This is a genomic window from Pantoea graminicola, from assembly GCF_048452665.1.
Classification (GTDB): Bacteria; Pseudomonadota; Gammaproteobacteria; order Enterobacterales; family Enterobacteriaceae; genus Pantoea.
Genome location: NZ_JBLWSJ010000007.1, coordinates 119,795 through 134,785, shown reverse-complemented (window position 1 = coordinate 134,785; position 14,991 = coordinate 119,795). Strand labels below are relative to the sequence as shown.

Genomic DNA, 14,991 nt, shown 5'->3' with positions numbered 1-14,991 from the left:
ATGATTACTTTGCGGCGCGAGCCACTTCCTGAGCGACCCGTTCGGTCGCATCGGGGATCGCCACCTGACGGGCCTGTTCAGCCATCGTCAGCAGTGTTGCGCGATCCCAGTGGCGGAGCTGATCCGCGACGGCCTCCGCCGTAAACTGCGGCTGCTCAAAAATTCTGGCGGCGCCCGCTTTCTCCAGCGGCAGCGCGTTCCAGTACTGCTGGCGATCTTTATGCTGAAACGGCACAAAAATCGCCGGTAAACCTGCGGCAGCGACTTCGCTCACGGTTAACGCACCAGAGCGACACACCACCAGGTCCGCCCAGGCGTAGGCGGCCGCCATATCATCAATAAACTCGGTCACCTTGTGCCGGGTCTGACCGGCCTGCTGATAGGCTTTCTCGGTTTCGGGCAGCGCCCCTTTACCGGTCTGGTGCCACAGGGTGATCTCATCACCCACCCGCGCCGCGACCTGCGGCAGGGTCTGATTCAGTATCCGTGCGCCCTGACTGCCGCCAATCACCAGCACCCGCACGGGGCCGTGACGACCAGCCATCCGCTGCGCAGGCAGCGGCAGCGCCAGAACATCGGTACGCACCGGGTTTCCTACCACATCAGCGGCGGGGAAGGCGCCCGGGAAAGCCTGCAGCACTTTGGTGGCGATTTTCGACAGCCACTTGTTAGTCAATCCGGCGATGCCATTCTGCTCATGCAGCACCACCGGAATGCCGCAACTCCAGGCCGCCAGACCGCCGGGGCCCGAAACGTAGCCGCCCATGCCCAGCACCACATCCGGCTGCCAGGCTTTCATGATGCGGCGCGCCTGACGCCATGCGTTGAAAATGCGCAGCGGGGCCTGCAGGAGGGCTTTCAGGCCTTTGCCGCGTAACCCGCTGATGCGGATAAAGTCGATGTCGATGCCATGCTTTGGCACCAGATCGGCTTCCATACGGTCGGCCGTACCCAGCCAGCGCACCTCCCAGCCCTGCTCCATCAGATGATGGGCGACAGCCAGACCGGGAAAGACATGTCCACCGGTTCCGCCTGCCATCACCATCAATCGCTTACCGCTCATCGACCACCTCGGGTAAACGCCTGCGCTTTCGCCAGGCGCGTTTCATAATCTATGCGTAATAAAAAGACGATGGCCGTCGACATAATGATCAGACTCGACCCACCGTAGCTGATCAGCGGTAACGTCAGACCTTTGGTCGGCAGCATACCGGCGGCGGCCCCGACATTAACCAGCGCCTGGAAGCTGAACCAGACCCCGATCGAACAGGCCAGAAAGCCGGAGAAACGCTGATCCAGCTCCAGTGCACGGCGACCAATCGACATCGCACGAAAAGCGACGAAGAATACCATTAAAAGTGCCAATACCACACCGACGTAGCCGAGTTCTTCCCCTATGATGGCGAAAATAAAGTCGGTATGCGCTTCCGGCAGATATTCCAGCTTTTGTACGGAGTTACCCAGCCCCTGGCCCCAGAATTCGCCGCGACCAAATGCCATCAGCGACTGCGTCAGCTGATAGCCGCTACCAAAGGGATCTTCCCACGGATTCCAGAACGAGGTCACACGGCGCATACGGTAAGGTTCGGCGATAATCAGCAGGATCACCGCGAAAATACCGGAGCCGATGATGGCCATGAACTGCCACAGTTTGGCGCCCGCCAGAAACAGCATCGCCAGCGTGGTCACAAAGAGTACGACGACCGTTCCGAGGTCGGGCTGCGCCAGCAGTAAAACCGCCAGTACCACCATCACGCCCATCGGCTTACAGAAGCCCCAGAAGTTGTTACGCACCTCCTCTACCTTGCGCACCAGGTAGCTGGCGAGATAGCAGAACAGGGAGAGCTTCGACAGCTCGGCAGGCTGAATACGCAGTGGCCCCAGCGCGATCCAGCGCGAGGCCCCGTTAACCGAGCTACCGACCACCAGAACAATCAGCAGCATCGCTACCGTCACCATCAGCATCACGTTGCTGTAACGTTGCCAGAAATCCATCGGCACCCGCAGCGTGACCAGCGCCATACCAAAGGCCAGCGCAATATAGAACGCATCACGCTTGGCAAAGTAGAACAGGTCATCGTTGAGACGCTGACCGACCGGCATTGAGGCCGATGTCACCATCACAAAACCGATCACCGCCAGGCCCAGCGTCAGCCATAGCAGCGTGCGGTCATAGAGCACCAGCGACGTGTCATCGCTCTCGCGTGCGCCCATGACCCAGTCTTTCAGGCGTCCGCCAAAGAATTGCGCCACACCGGCACCAGGAATACGCATCAGCTCAGCTCCTTCGCCAGTTGCGCGAACTGCTCACCGCGCTGCTCAAAGTTACGGAACTGGTCAAGGCTGGCGCAGGCGGGCGACAGCAGCACCATGTCGCCGGACCGGACCTGTGGCGCAATCTGCTCCATCGCCTGACGCAGCGTCTCCGTGCGCACAGCAATCTCCGGACGCAGTGCCGCCAGCGCATCACCATCGCGGCCAAAGCTGTAGAGGCGGATATGGTCGCCCTGCAGCCAGGGAAGCAGCGGCGAGAAGTCGGCAGACTTTCCGTCCCCGCCCATCAGCAGCCACAGAGTTCCCTCTACCTGCAGGCCGTTCAGCGCCGCTTCGGTGCTGCCGACGTTGGTGGCTTTGGAGTCGTTAATCCAGCGCACGCCCTGATGTTCATGGACCAGCTGAAAACGGTGCGCCAGGCCGCTGAACTGCGTCAGGGCAGCCAGACTGGAGGCGCGAGGCAGACCGACCGCATCGGCCAGCGCCAGCGCCGCCAGCGCGTTCGCGTAGTTGTGCTGTCCCACCATCTTCATTTCGGCCGTGTTCAGCACTTTCTCGCCCTTCACCCGCAGCCAGATACTGCCCTGCTGCTTGTTAAGGTGGTAGTCGCCAAAGTCGATACCGAAGCTGATGCAGCGGTTATCTGCGCCGCGCACCGGCATCGTCAGCGCATCATCGGCGTTAACGACGCAGGTTCGGGCGTTCTCGTAGATCCGCAGTTTGGCCGCGCGATACTGCTGCATGCCCAGCGGATAACGATCCATATGATCTTCGCTGACGTTCAGCACGGTGGCCGCCGCCGCTTTGAGGCTGCTGGTGGTCTCCAGCTGAAAACTGGAGAGTTCCAGCACATAGAGCTGTGCCGGAGTCTGCAGCAGGCTCAGCGCAGGCAGGCCGATATTGCCGCCGACGCCCACCTGCCAGCCCGCCGCTTTCGCCATCTCGCCGACCAGCGTGGTGACGGTGCTTTTGCCGTTAGAGCCGGTAATCGCCACGATCGGGGCCTGCGCCTCGCGGCAGAACAGCTCAATGTCACCGACGATTTCGATACCGGCGTCTGCCGCTTCACTGAGCACCGGGTGCGCCAGCGCGATACCCGGGCTGGCCACAATCAGGTCGGCGGCCAGCAGCCAGTCGCCGTTGAGTCCGCCCAGATGACGTTCAACCTGGCCGGGCAGTTTTTCCAGCCCCGGCGGCGAGACACGGGTGTCCATCACGCGAGGCGTTACGCCCTGCGCTAAAAAGAAATCAACACAGGAGAGCCCGGTCAGGCCCAGCCCGATGATGACAACTTTTCTACCCCGATAGTCAGCCATGATTAACGCACCTTCAGCGTGGCCAGGCCAATCAGCACCAGCATTAGCGAAATGATCCAGAAGCGCACAATCACGCGCGGTTCCGGCCAGCCCTTGAGTTCATAGTGGTGATGGATCGGCGCCATGCGGAAAATACGCTGGCCGCGTAACTTGAACGATCCCACCTGCAGGATCACCGACAGCGTTTCAACCACAAACACGCCGCCCATGATCACCAGCAAAAATTCCTGACGCAGCAGTACGGCGATGGTGCCCAGTGCGCCGCCCAGCGCCAGCGAGCCGACGTCGCCCATAAAGACCTGAGCCGGATAGGTGTTAAACCAGAGGAAGCCCAGCCCTGCCCCAACGATGGCAGTACAGACGATCACCAGTTCACCCGCGTGACGCAGATAAGGGATGTGCAGGTACTCCGCAAATTTGACGTTACCGGTGGCCCAGGCGACCAGCGCAAAGCCCGCCGCGACAAATACGGTTGGCATGATAGCCAGACCATCCAGGCCATCGGTCAGGTTGACCGCGTTACCGGTGCCGACAATTACAAAGTAGGCCAGCAGCACATAGAACAGGCCCAGCTGCGGCATGATGTCTTTAAAGAAAGGCACCACCAGCTGGGTCGCGGGTGTATCTTTGCCCGCCGCATAGAGTCCGAAGGCCACGCCCAGCGAGATCACTGACATCCAGAAATATTTCCAGCGGGCGATCAGGCCTTTGGTGTCTTTGCGCACGACTTTGCGGTAGTCATCGACAAAGCCGATGATGCCGAAGCCAATCAGGACGAACAGCACACACCAGACGTACGGATTAGAGGGATAGGCCCACATCAGCACGGAGACGGTGATGGAGGTCAGGATCATAATGCCGCCCATCGTAGGCGTGCCGCGCTTGCTGAAGTGTGACTCCGGGCCATCGTTACGGACAACCTGGCCAATCTGTAATTTCTGCAGCCAGGCGATCAGGCGCGGTCCCATCCAGAGCGAGAGAAATAACGCGGTCAGCAGGCTGACGATGGCGCGAAACGTCAGATACGAAAAGACGTTAAAGCCGGAATAAAAAGCGACCAGATGCTCGGCCAGCCAGACTAACATGTTCCTTTCTCCTTTAAGCTCTGTACTACCTGCTCCATGGCGGCACTACGTGAACCTTTTATCAAGACTGTAATTTCTGAGTGTTCGGACAACAACTGACGCAAACGTTCAGTCAGCGCCGTCTTATCGCTGAAATGTTCGCCAACTCCGCTGCTTTCGCCGATAAAATGGCTGAATCTGCCGGTGGTCAGTACGCGATCGATACCGGCATCACGCGCCGCTTCTCCGACTTCGCGGTGACATTTTTCTGTTTCGTCACCCAGTTCCGCCATGTCACCCGCGACCAGCACCCGGTAGCCTGGCATCTCTGAGAGCACCTGCGCGGCGGCGGTCATCGACCCGACGTTGGCGTTGTAGCTGTCATCCAGCAGCAACTGATTCGCAGAGAGGCGAACCGGGAACAGGCGACCCGGCACCGACTGCAGGTTTCTGAGTCCCTGCTGAACGGCACTGAGCGGAGCGTCCACCGACAGCGCCAGCGCCGCGGCCGCCAGGGCGTTAGCGATGTTGTGACGTCCCGGCAGCGGCAGCACGATGTCGATCGTGCCGCGCGGCGTCTTCATCACGAAATGGGTGCCATCCTGCGCGATGCGGATATCGTGGGCGGAAAAATCACACTCTGCCGCCTGCGGCGAGAAGCGCCACACTGTTTTATCCTGCAGTGTGCGCTGCCAGTTGGGCCAGTCATTGCTTTCGGCATTCAGAATGGCGATCCCCTGAGCCGGTAAGCCCTGAAAAATCTCGCCTTTGGCTTTGGCAACACCTTCCAGTGAACCAAAACCTTCCAGATGGGCAGCGGCCAGGTTGTTTACCAGCGCGCTTTCCGGCTTCACCAGATCGGTGGTGTAGGCGATTTCGCCCTGATGATTCGCACCCAGTTCGATCACCGCATACTGATGCTCTGCGGTCAGCCGCAGCAGCGTCATCGGCACGCCATAATCGTTGTTCAGGTTGCCCGCCGTGTAGAGCGTTTCGCCGCACTGACGCAGAATCGCGGCCGTCATCTCTTTAACTGAGGTCTTGCCGGAGGAGCCGGTCAGTGCCACCACGCGCGCGGTGGACTGCTGACGCACCCACGCGCCCAGTCTGCCAAAGGCGAGGCGGGTATCCGCAACCACGACCTGCGGCACAGCGACAGGTAAATGCTTACTCACCAGCAGCGCCTGCGCGCCACTGGCAATCGCATCGGCGGCGAAGTCGTGAGCATCAAAGCGTTCGCCGACCAGCGCCACAAACAGGCTGCCTGCGGTCACGCGGCGGGTGTCAGTGGTCACCTCATTCAGCGTCAGATCGCTGCCGTGCAGCGTGCCGCCGGTGATCTGCGCCAGCGTCTGTAATGAAACCGGGATCATGCTACGCCTCCCAGCAGTGCCGCAACGGTGGCACGATCGGAATAGTCGAGACGGTGATTACCGATGATCTGATAATCTTCATGGCCTTTGCCAGCCACCAGCACGATATCGTCGGGCTGCGCCTGCATAATGGTGTTAGTGACCGCCTGCGCACGGCCGGCGACCACGCGTGCGCGGCCGGGGTCCAGCAATCCGGTCAGAATGTCGTTTACAATCGCCTGAGGATCTTCGCTGCGCGGGTTGTCATCCGTAATGACCACGACATCCGCATACTGCTCAGCGATCGCGCCCATCAGAGGACGTTTGCCTTTGTCGCGATCGCCGCCACAGCCAAACAGGCACCAGAGTTTGCCTTTGCAGTGCAGGCGGGCCGCTTCCAGCGCCTTTTCCAGCGCATCCGGTGTGTGGGCATAATCCACCACCACCGTGGGTTTTCCTGCGGCGCTGAAGACTTCCATGCGCCCGTTGACCGGCTGCAACTGCGAAGCCACACTGACCAGCGTGGTCAGCGGATAATCCAGCGACAGCAGCGTTGCCAGCGCCAGCATCAGGTTGCTGACGTTGAAGGCGCCCATCAGCGGGCTGTCGATCTCGCCATCGCCCCAGCTGGAGCTGAAGCGGATGTGCGCACCGTTGTCGTGATAGGTCACCGCATCGGCTTTCAGCCAGCGGCCCCGGCAGCCCGGCTGCAGGTTATCTTCCAGCGTTACGGCGACGGCATCAGGCAGGCGCGCCAGCCAGCGACGGCCGACCTCATCATCCGCGTTCAGGATCGCCTGGCCGACCTGGTGTTCAGAAAACAGCAGCCACTTGGCTGACTCGTAGCCCTGCATATCGCCGTGATAATCGAGATGATCGCGGCTGAGATTGGTAAAGACCGCGGCGGCAAACGGCAGCGCCGCCACGCGATGCTGCACCAGGCCGTGCGACGAGACTTCCATCGCGGTCAGGGTCGCCCCTTTTTCGGCCAGATCGTGCAGCAGATGCTGAACATCGACCGCCGAACCGGTGGTGTTTTCCGCCGCCGATAAGTGACCGACCAGCCCATTGCCGACGGTGCCCATGACCGCGCTGGTTTCACCCAGCAGCGTTGCCCACTGCGCCAGCAGCTGTGTGGTCGTGGTTTTACCGTTGGTGCCGGTGACACCAATCAGCGTCTGCTTTTCGCCCGGCTGCTGATAAAAGCGGCCTGCCAGCGCCGACAGACGCTGAGGCAGCTGGGCCAGATAGATGACCGGCACCCCGTGCATTTCACGGATCTCGCCGTCAGCCGCTTCACCCTCGGCTTCCGCCACCACCGCCGCCACGCCCTGCGCGATCGCCTGTGGAATAAAACGGCGTCCGTCGACCTGGTGGCCTGCAACCGCGACAAACAGATCGCCAGAAGCCGCCAGGCGGCTGTCCAGGGTCATGTCGCGCAAAGGGCGCGCCGGCGCGCCTGGCACCCAGGGGCCGAGTAAGTCGCGCAGGTTACGATCTGTCACTTGTTTCCTCACTTCTGTTAGTCACCAGCTCGTTCTTGTCATTTGTCGGTAACGCATCCGGCTCAATGTTCATGGTGCGCAGTACGCCGCCCATGATGGCACCAAACACCGGTGCGGAAACCGCACCGCCGTAATACTTGCCGGCCTGTGGATCGTTGATCACCACCACCAGCGCGAATCGGGGATGACTCGCAGGCGCCACGCCTGCGGTATAAGCAATGTATTTATTGACGTAACGTCCGTCCGGACCGACCTTTTTCGCCGTACCGGTTTTTATCGCAATCCGGTAGCCCTTGATGGCCGCTTTGACGCCGCCGCCGCCGGGCAGCGCCACGCTTTCCATCATATGCATCACGGTTTTAACCAGTGATTCATCGAAGACGCGCTGACCCGCGACGGGGGGATCGACTTTGGTGATCGACAGCGGACGGTTAATGCCATAGCTGCCAATCGTTGCGTAGACCCGCGCTAACTGTAACGGCGTTACCATTAGCCCGTAGCCAAAAGAGAAGGTGGCCCTCTCTATGTCAGACCACCGTTGTTTTTTAGGGTATAAGCCACTGCTTTCCCCGACCAACCCCAAATTGGTCGGTTTACCCAGGCCAAAGCGCGCGTAAGTTTCTACCAGCGCTGAGGAGGGCATCGCTAACGCCAGACGTGAAACACCGACGTTACTCGACTTCTGCAAAACCCCTGTCAGGGTCAGTTCGTTGTAGCGCGCCACATCCTTGATCTCATGACCATTGACGCGGTACGGCACGGTATTCAGGACGCTGTTCTCTCTGACCACGCCACGCTGCAGCGCCGTCATCACCACCATCGGCTTCACAGTCGAGCCTGGCTCAAAGATGTCGGTGATCGCGCGGTTGCGCATCAGATCTTTCGGCGTGTTGCTGAGGTTGTTCGGGTTGTAAGCCGGGCTGTTGGCCATCGCCAGCACTTCGCCGGTGTTCACGTCCACCAGCACCGCTGTTCCCGACTCCGCTTTGTTAAAGGCGACAGCGTTGTTGAGTTCACGGTAGACCAGCGCCTGGAGCCGCTCATCGATGCTGAGCGTCAGGTTGTGGGCGGCGCGGCTGTCCACGGAAGAGATATCTTCAATGACCCGACCATAGCGGTCTTTACGCACCGTTCTTTCGCCCGGCGCGCCGGTGAGCCACTTATCAAAGCTCTTTTCGATGCCTTCAATGCCCTGGCCATCGATGTTGGTGAAGCCAATCAGATGGGAGGTCACCTGCCCGGCAGGATAGTAGCGGCGCGACTCTTCGCGCAGATGAATACCCGGCAGTTTGAGTTTTTTAACATAGTCGCCGATGGCCGGATTGACCTGGCGCGCCAGATAGACAAAGCGGCCTTTGGGATTGGCATTAACGCGGGCTGCCAGCTGATCGAGCGGAATCGAGAGCGCATCGGAGAGCGCCTTCCAGCGGCTGTCCAGCGTCACGCCGCCCCCGGCGTGCAGCTCTTTGGGATCGGCCCAGATCGCATTCACCGGCACACTCACCGCCAGCGGGCGTCCGGCGCGATCGCTGATCATCCCGCGCGACGTCGGCACCGCCTGAACGCGCAGTGAGCGCAGATCGCCCTCTTTGACCAGCTTGCCCGGATTAATCACCTGCAGCCAGGCCACCCGCGACAGCAGGCCTCCCAGCGCCAGCAAAATACAGCCGCACAGCAACGCAAAACGCCAGCTTACAAAGCTGGCCTTATCTTCCGGTTTCTTTAACTTCAGCGTTCTGCCTGTACCGCTCATTCGCTATCTGAAATCCTTATTTCTGCACCACGATATTTTCTTGTGAAGGATCAACGTGCTGCAGTTGCAGCTTCTCGGTGGCAATGCGTTCGACACGACTGTGGTCGCCCAGGGCATTCTCTTCCAGAATCAGGTTGCGCCACTCAATGTCCAGCGCGTCACGCTCCAGGACCAGCTGCTCACGCTGTGCGGTAAGCAGGCGTGTTTTGTGGGTAGTGGTCACCACCAGCACAGCCGACACCACTACGGCGATCAGCAACAGCACCGGAATCTTGCCCTTTCGCAGCAGATCCCCGCCGATGACGGCGGGCAGACTGTGACGCTCGTTACCGATCATGCGTCGGTTTTCTCCGCGATACGTAATACCGAGCTGCGGGCGCGTGGGTTTTCGGCAACTTCTGCATCACCCGGCGACATTTTGCCGAGCAGTTTCAGTTCCCGGCCACCCAGGGCGCGCAGCTGATGTTCGGTCATCGGCAGCCCGGCAGGCACCTGCGGCCCGCGACTCTGGTCGCGCATAAAGCGTTTAACCAGCCGATCTTCCAGGGAATGGAAGCTGATCACCGAGAGACGCCCCTGCGGAGCCAGCACCTCAACCGCACCTTTCAGGGCAGTGTCGATCTCTTCCAGCTCACTGTTAATCCAGATACGAATGGCCTGGAAGCTGCGCGTGGCCGGATGCTTGAACTTATCTTTTACCGGTGTGGCGACGGCAATAACTTCAGCCAGTTCCCGGGTGCGGGTCATCGGCTGTTCGCGATTGCGTTCGACGATGGCCCGGGCGATGCGCTTAGCGAATCGCTCTTCACCGTAGGTTTTCAGGACGAAGGCGATGTCAGCCTCTTCCGCATTCAGCAGCCACTCTGCGGCAGACTGACCCCGGGAAGGGTCCATGCGCATATCCAGCGGCCCGTCACGCATAAAGGAAAAGCCGCGTTCCGCATCATCCAGCTGCGGCGAGGAGACGCCCAGATCCAGCAGGATGCCATCAATTTTCCCGACCAGATCCCGTTCTGTCACATACTCTGCGAGGGCGGAAAAAGGACCATGAATAATGGAAAAGCGCGGGTCAGTGATGTCGGCAGCGGCAGCAATCGCCTGCGGGTCCCGATCGATAGCGATCAGCCTGCCCTTCTCTCCCAGCTGAGAAAGAATCAGGCGTGAATGACCACCGCGACCAAAGGTGCCGTCGATGTAAATACCGTCTTCCCTGATATTGAGGCCGTTAACCGCCTCGTCCAACAGTACGGTGGTATGTTTGAAATTTTCCTGCATAGCTATAGCGACAAGTCCTGCAACCGCTCAGATAAAGGCTCCTGAGCCGACTGTTCTGCGTCAATATCGTCCCTGACTTGTTGATACCAGGTCTGTTCATCCCACAGCTCAAACTTGTTGAACTGTCCAACCAGCATCACTTCTTTGGTTAATTTTGCATGCTGCCGAAGCGTGTTCGCCAGCAGCAGGCGGCCCGCGCTGTCCATCTGACATTCACTGGCATGGCCCAGCAGCAAACGCTGCACACGACGCTCAAGTGGATTCATACTGGAAAGGCGTGCCAGCTTTTTTTCAATGATTTCCCATTCGGGCAGGGTATAAAGCAACAGGCATGGCTGGTGGAGGTCGATGGTACAGACCATCTGCCCCTGAGACTCCCCGATCAGCAAATCGCGATAGCGCGTCGGTACGGCGAGCCGCCCTTTGCTGTCGAGATTGACTAACGTTGCTCCGCGGAACATGCCAGTCTCTCCTCCTGGTCACCCGTTTACACCACTTTATCCCACTTTTTACCACGAAACGAGTTTAAGGACCCGGGGAAATCGTTGTCAAGCCGGAGCGGTAGCTGAATATCACTCTTTACAGAGCGCAAAATTAATCTCTGGCGACGATATAATCGAATGAAAGAGAAAAGTAAAAATTAAGCCAATGAATATCTGAATAAAAAAAACGACCTGTGAAAAAACGCTTAAAAATGAAACAATGTGACCGACTTAATATTTATCGCAGTCCGGCATAAAGCTGCGGCATTTTAGGGGATTTCTGAAAGGAAGCCCAGCGGGTTCAGGGGCTACGGGGCCGGGAAGTTTGTTGAAGTTGTAAGCAGATAATAAAATTCGTGCTTTCTGCTTTGTTAGATTTGATGAGGAGAATTTACGCTTTTTTACGCCGACCTGTTTATTTAATCAGTTAAATCGTGAAATAAAGCGGGCGGGCATGGTAATACCCGCCTGAGATTCATTTCACTCTTCGGCTTAATTGTCCGCGCCGGTATAAATTACGCCGGATGCGGGTTAAACCCGGTTTCGGTTTTCTGGGTTCATCCAGCGAGGCTAAAACTAATTCCAGCACGCGCTCTGCCACGTCGCGATGACGCTGCCCGACGGCCAGCACCGGACACTCAAGAAAATCGAGCAGTTCGTGGTCGCCAAAGGTGGCAATCGCCAGCTCGGTCGGCAGGCGCCCGTCTCGTTTCAGCGTCACATCCATCACCCCCTGCAGCAGACCAAAGGAGGTGGTAAACAGCGCCTCCGGCATCGGGTGATCTTCAAGATAACGTTCAAACAGCGCGGCGGCGGCGGTCCGCTCAAAACTGTTGCAGTAGATGTAGTCTATCGGGCGGGAATCGCCTTTCCAGGCGTCACGGAAGCCCATTTCGCGCAGGAAACTCACGGAGAGCTCAGGTAACGCCCCCAGGAAAAGTACATTTTTGACATCCAGCTGACGCAATTCAGCGGCCAGCGTCTGCGCATCGTCCTGGTCGGCACCGACGACGCTGGTGAAGTGCTCACGATCCAGCGCCCGGTCTAACGCGATGATCGGCAGCGGATCGTTGATCCAGCGCTGATAGAAAGGGTGTTCCGGCGGTAACGAGGTTGAGACGATGATCGCATCGACCTGCCGCTGGAGCAGATGCTCGATGCAGCGCATCTCGTTATCGGGCTGATCTTCTGAACAGGCGATCAGCAGCTGGTAGCCGCGCTGGCGCGCCTGCCGCTCAAGATAGTTGGCAATACGGGTGTAACTGGTGTTTTCCAGATCGGGAATCACTAATCCAATCGAGCGCGTGCGCCCGGCGCGCAGCCCGGCGGCCACCGCATTAGGGTGATAATTATGCTCACGAACCACCGCCATCACTTTCTCAACGGTTTTGTCGCTGACACGATACTGCCGCGCTTTGCCATTGATGACATAACTGGCCGTGGTGCGCGATACGCCTGCTAAACGCGCGATTTCATCCAGCTTCACGATAACCCCACCATCAACTCCGCGTTGCGGCAGAATAGCCGCAGTTACGCTATGGATAACCTATGACTCTCATCTAACAGCAGAAAAGTGCGCGGAGCAACCGCTTTTCTGAATGTAATCCGCCTGGCGCATAAAAAATAAAAAAACCCGGCATTTCGCCGGGTTAGGTCAGGATCGATGATCACGCTGCGTGATTAACGCATGATGCGATCGCCGCGTGAAACGCCCACGATACCGGAGCGCGCCACCTCAACGATTTCAGCCACCTCGCGCACGGAGTTCAGGAAGGCGTCCAGTTTGTCGCTGGTGCCTGCCAGCTGAACCGTGTACAGCGTTGGCGTCACGTCGATAATCTGACCGCGGAAGATCTCGGCATTCCGCTTCACCTCTTCGCGGCCATAACCGCTGGCCTGAATCTTCACCAGCATGATTTCGCGCTCAACGTAAGCACCCTGGCCCAGTTCGGTAACGCGCAGGACATCGACCAGCTTGTGCAGCTGCTTCTCGATCTGCTCCAGCACCTTCTGATCGCCCACAGTCTGGATAGTCATCCGCGACAGGGTCGGATCGTCAGTCGGTGCCACGGTCAGGCTTTCGATGTTGTAGCCACGCTGCGAGAACAGGCCGACGACACGGGATAATGCGCCGGATTCATTCTCCAGCAGAACTGATAAAATACGACGCATAATTATGTCCTCTCCGTTTTGCTTAACCACATCTCATCCATGCTGCCACCGCGAATCTGCATCGGGTAGACGTGTTCGCTACCGTCAACGGTGACATCCACAAAGACCAGACGCCCCTTCGCCAGGGTTTCCAGCGCCAGCGTCAGCTTCTCTTCCAGCTCTGCCGGATGCTCAATGGCGATCCCGATGTGGCCATAGGCTTCTGCCAGGCGGACGAAATCAGGCAGCGACTCCATATAAGACTGAGAGTGACGGCCCGAGTAGATCATATCCTGCCACTGCTTCACCATGCCCAGCACCCGGTTATTCAGGTTCAGCACCAGCACCGGCAGATCGTACTGCAGCGCGGTCGACAGCTCCTGAATATTCATCTGGATACTGCCATCGCCCGTGACGCAGATAACCGTCTCTTCCGGCAGCGCCATCTTCACGCCCAGCGCGGCAGGCAGGCCGAAGCCCATCGTGCCGAGACCGCCGGAGTTGATCCAGCGACGCGGTTTATCGAACGGATAATAGAGCGCCGCAAACATCTGGTGCTGGCCCACATCCGAAGTCACATAGGCCTCGCCTTTGGTCAGGCGGCTGATGGTTTCGATCACGGCCTGCGGCTTGATTTTGTCGCTGGTGCGATCAAACTCCAGACAGTGACGGCTGCGCCAGCCTTCAATCGCCTGCCACCAGTCGTGCAGGCTCTCGCTGCCCGACGGGCTGTCGCTCTGCGCCTGCAACTCCAGCATCTGCTGCAGTACCTGCTTCGCATCACCCACAATCGGAATATCGGCCGCCACCGTTTTGGAGATAGAGGTCGGGTCAATGTCGATATGCATTATCGTGGCGTTGGGGCAATATTTCGCCAGATTGTTGGTGGTGCGGTCATCGAAGCGGACGCCGACGCCAAAAATCAGATCGGCGTTGTGCATCGTCATATTGGCTTCGTAGGTGCCGTGCATGCCCAGCATACCGACACACTGACGGTGGGTGCCCGGAAACGCCCCCAGTCCCATCAGCGAGGTCGTCACCGGCACGTTCAGGCTTTCGGCCAGCTGCAGCAGTTCTGCTTCGCAGCCTGCGGTAATGGCACCGCCACCGGCGTAAATCACCGGCTTCTTCGCGGCCAGCAGTGTAGTCAGGGCGCGTTTGATCTGCCCTTTGTGCCCCTGAATGGTTGGGTTGTAAGAGCGCATGCTGACCGTCTCAGGCCAGTGATAAGGCAGCTTATTCGCCGGGTTCAGAATATCTTTTGGCAGGTCGATCACCACCGGGCCTGGCCGTCCGCTGGCGGCCAGCCAGAACGCCTTCTTCAGGACGCCGGGGATCTCTTCAGTGCTTTTCACCAGGAAGCTGTGCTTCACCACCGGGCGGGAGATGCCGACCATATCGCACTCCTGAAAGGCGTCATAACCAATCAGGGACGAAGGAACCTGGCCCGACAGAATCACCAGCGGAATCGAATCCATATAGGCGGTGGCGATACCGGTAATCGCATTGGTCGCGCCGGGGCCGGAGGTGACCAGCACCACGCCGACTTCGCCGGTCGCGCGCGCCAGGCCATCTGCCATATGCACCGCACCCTGCTCGTGGCGTACCAGAATGTGATCGATACCTCCGACGGTTTGCAGCGCATCGTAAATATCCAGCACTGCGCCACCCGGATAACCGAATACCTGCTTAACGCCCTGATCGATTAACGAACGGACGACCATTTCGGCTCCTGACAACATCTCCATCTTCTGCCTCCAGGCTGCAGAACCTGACGCTGCGGACAGGCCCGCTGGGCCTGTCACATCGCGCCGGTAAC

At 59.0% G+C, this 14,991-nt stretch carries 13 protein-coding genes; all 13 read right to left on the bottom strand.

Features of this window, described 5'->3' with window-relative positions:
- Positions 1-4 precede the first annotated feature (4 nt).
- Positions 5-1,063, bottom strand: a complete 1,059-nt coding sequence (gene murG / locus ACNY69_RS16485; RefSeq protein ID WP_111139407.1) for an undecaprenyldiphospho-muramoylpentapeptide beta-N-acetylglucosaminyltransferase — start codon at positions 1,061-1,063, stop codon at positions 5-7.
- Positions 1,060-2,274 carry a cell division protein FtsW gene (gene ftsW / locus ACNY69_RS16480; RefSeq protein WP_111139406.1) on the bottom strand — a complete coding sequence of 405 codons (1,215 nt, stop codon included), beginning with the start codon at positions 2,272-2,274 and terminating at the stop codon, positions 1,060-1,062. The genes murG and ftsW overlap by 4 nt, the downstream gene beginning before the upstream one ends.
- On the bottom strand, positions 2,274-3,590 hold the full coding sequence (gene murD / locus ACNY69_RS16475; protein ID WP_418799213.1) for a UDP-N-acetylmuramoyl-L-alanine--D-glutamate ligase: 1,317 nt from the start codon (positions 3,588-3,590) through the stop codon (positions 2,274-2,276). The genes ftsW and murD overlap by 1 nt, the downstream gene beginning before the upstream one ends.
- Before the next feature lie 2 nt (positions 3,591-3,592).
- On the bottom strand, positions 3,593-4,675 hold the full coding sequence (mraY, locus tag ACNY69_RS16470; protein WP_111139404.1) for a phospho-N-acetylmuramoyl-pentapeptide-transferase: 1,083 nt from the start codon (positions 4,673-4,675) through the stop codon (positions 3,593-3,595).
- The gene (murF, locus tag ACNY69_RS16465) at positions 4,669-6,027 is read right to left on the bottom strand and encodes a UDP-N-acetylmuramoyl-tripeptide--D-alanyl-D-alanine ligase (protein WP_111139403.1); all 1,359 of its coding nucleotides are present in this window, start codon (positions 6,025-6,027) and stop codon (positions 4,669-4,671) included. The genes mraY and murF overlap by 7 nt, the downstream gene beginning before the upstream one ends.
- Positions 6,024-7,511, bottom strand: coding sequence for a UDP-N-acetylmuramoyl-L-alanyl-D-glutamate--2,6-diaminopimelate ligase (murE, locus tag ACNY69_RS16460; protein ID WP_111139402.1), 1,488 nt, complete (start codon positions 7,509-7,511; stop codon positions 6,024-6,026). Before murE ends, murF begins: the two co-directional genes overlap by 4 nt.
- On the bottom strand, positions 7,498-9,264 hold the full coding sequence (locus ACNY69_RS16455; RefSeq protein WP_111139401.1) for a peptidoglycan glycosyltransferase FtsI: 1,767 nt from the start codon (positions 9,262-9,264) through the stop codon (positions 7,498-7,500). The genes murE and ACNY69_RS16455 overlap by 14 nt, the downstream gene beginning before the upstream one ends.
- A gap of 16 nt (positions 9,265-9,280) precedes the next feature.
- The gene (gene ftsL / locus ACNY69_RS16450) at positions 9,281-9,601 is read right to left on the bottom strand and encodes a cell division protein FtsL (protein WP_003854764.1); all 321 of its coding nucleotides are present in this window, start codon (positions 9,599-9,601) and stop codon (positions 9,281-9,283) included.
- Entirely contained in the window at positions 9,598-10,539 is a 942-nt protein-coding gene (gene rsmH / locus ACNY69_RS16445) for a 16S rRNA (cytosine(1402)-N(4))-methyltransferase RsmH (protein WP_111139400.1), read from the bottom strand. The genes ftsL and rsmH overlap by 4 nt, the downstream gene beginning before the upstream one ends.
- Positions 10,540-10,541: 2 nt before the next feature.
- A complete protein-coding gene (gene mraZ / locus ACNY69_RS16440; RefSeq protein WP_111139399.1) occupies positions 10,542-11,000 on the bottom strand; it encodes a division/cell wall cluster transcriptional repressor MraZ in 459 nt (152 codons plus the stop codon).
- Positions 11,001-11,496: 496 nt separating this feature from the next.
- A complete protein-coding gene (gene cra, locus ACNY69_RS16435; RefSeq protein WP_111139398.1) occupies positions 11,497-12,507 on the bottom strand; it encodes a catabolite repressor/activator in 1,011 nt (336 codons plus the stop codon).
- Positions 12,508-12,701: 194 nt separating this feature from the next.
- The gene (ilvN, locus tag ACNY69_RS16430) at positions 12,702-13,193 is read right to left on the bottom strand and encodes an acetolactate synthase small subunit (protein ID WP_009092152.1); all 492 of its coding nucleotides are present in this window, start codon (positions 13,191-13,193) and stop codon (positions 12,702-12,704) included.
- Positions 13,194-13,195: 2 nt separating this feature from the next.
- The gene (gene ilvI / locus ACNY69_RS16425) at positions 13,196-14,920 is read right to left on the bottom strand and encodes an acetolactate synthase 3 large subunit (RefSeq protein ID WP_111139397.1); all 1,725 of its coding nucleotides are present in this window, start codon (positions 14,918-14,920) and stop codon (positions 13,196-13,198) included.
- Positions 14,921-14,991 lie beyond the last annotated feature (71 nt).

Bases quoted from the DNA above. Each gene is read 5' to 3' on its own strand.
- murG (WP_111139407.1), bottom strand. From the start codon at position 1,063: ATGAGCGGTAAGCGATTGATGGTGATGGCAGGCGGAACCGGTGGACAT.
- ftsW (WP_111139406.1), bottom strand. From the start codon at position 2,274: ATGCGTATTCCTGGTGCCGGTGTGGCGCAATTCTTTGGCGGACGCCTG.
- murD (WP_418799213.1), bottom strand. From the start codon at position 3,590: ATGGCTGACTATCGGGGTAGAAAAGTTGTCATCATCGGGCTGGGCCTG.
- mraY (WP_111139404.1), bottom strand. From the start codon at position 4,675: ATGTTAGTCTGGCTGGCCGAGCATCTGGTCGCTTTTTATTCCGGCTTT.
- murF (WP_111139403.1), bottom strand. From the start codon at position 6,027: ATGATCCCGGTTTCATTACAGACGCTGGCGCAGATCACCGGCGGCACG.
- ACNY69_RS16455 (WP_111139401.1), bottom strand. From the start codon at position 9,264: ATGAGCGGTACAGGCAGAACGCTGAAGTTAAAGAAACCGGAAGATAAG.
- ftsL (WP_003854764.1), bottom strand. From the start codon at position 9,601: ATGATCGGTAACGAGCGTCACAGTCTGCCCGCCGTCATCGGCGGGGAT.
- rsmH (WP_111139400.1), bottom strand. From the start codon at position 10,539: ATGCAGGAAAATTTCAAACATACCACCGTACTGTTGGACGAGGCGGTT.
- mraZ (WP_111139399.1), bottom strand. From the start codon at position 11,000: ATGTTCCGCGGAGCAACGTTAGTCAATCTCGACAGCAAAGGGCGGCTC.
- ilvN (WP_009092152.1), bottom strand. From the start codon at position 13,193: ATGCGTCGTATTTTATCAGTTCTGCTGGAGAATGAATCCGGCGCATTA.
- ilvI (WP_111139397.1), bottom strand. From the start codon at position 14,920: ATGGAGATGTTGTCAGGAGCCGAAATGGTCGTCCGTTCGTTAATCGAT.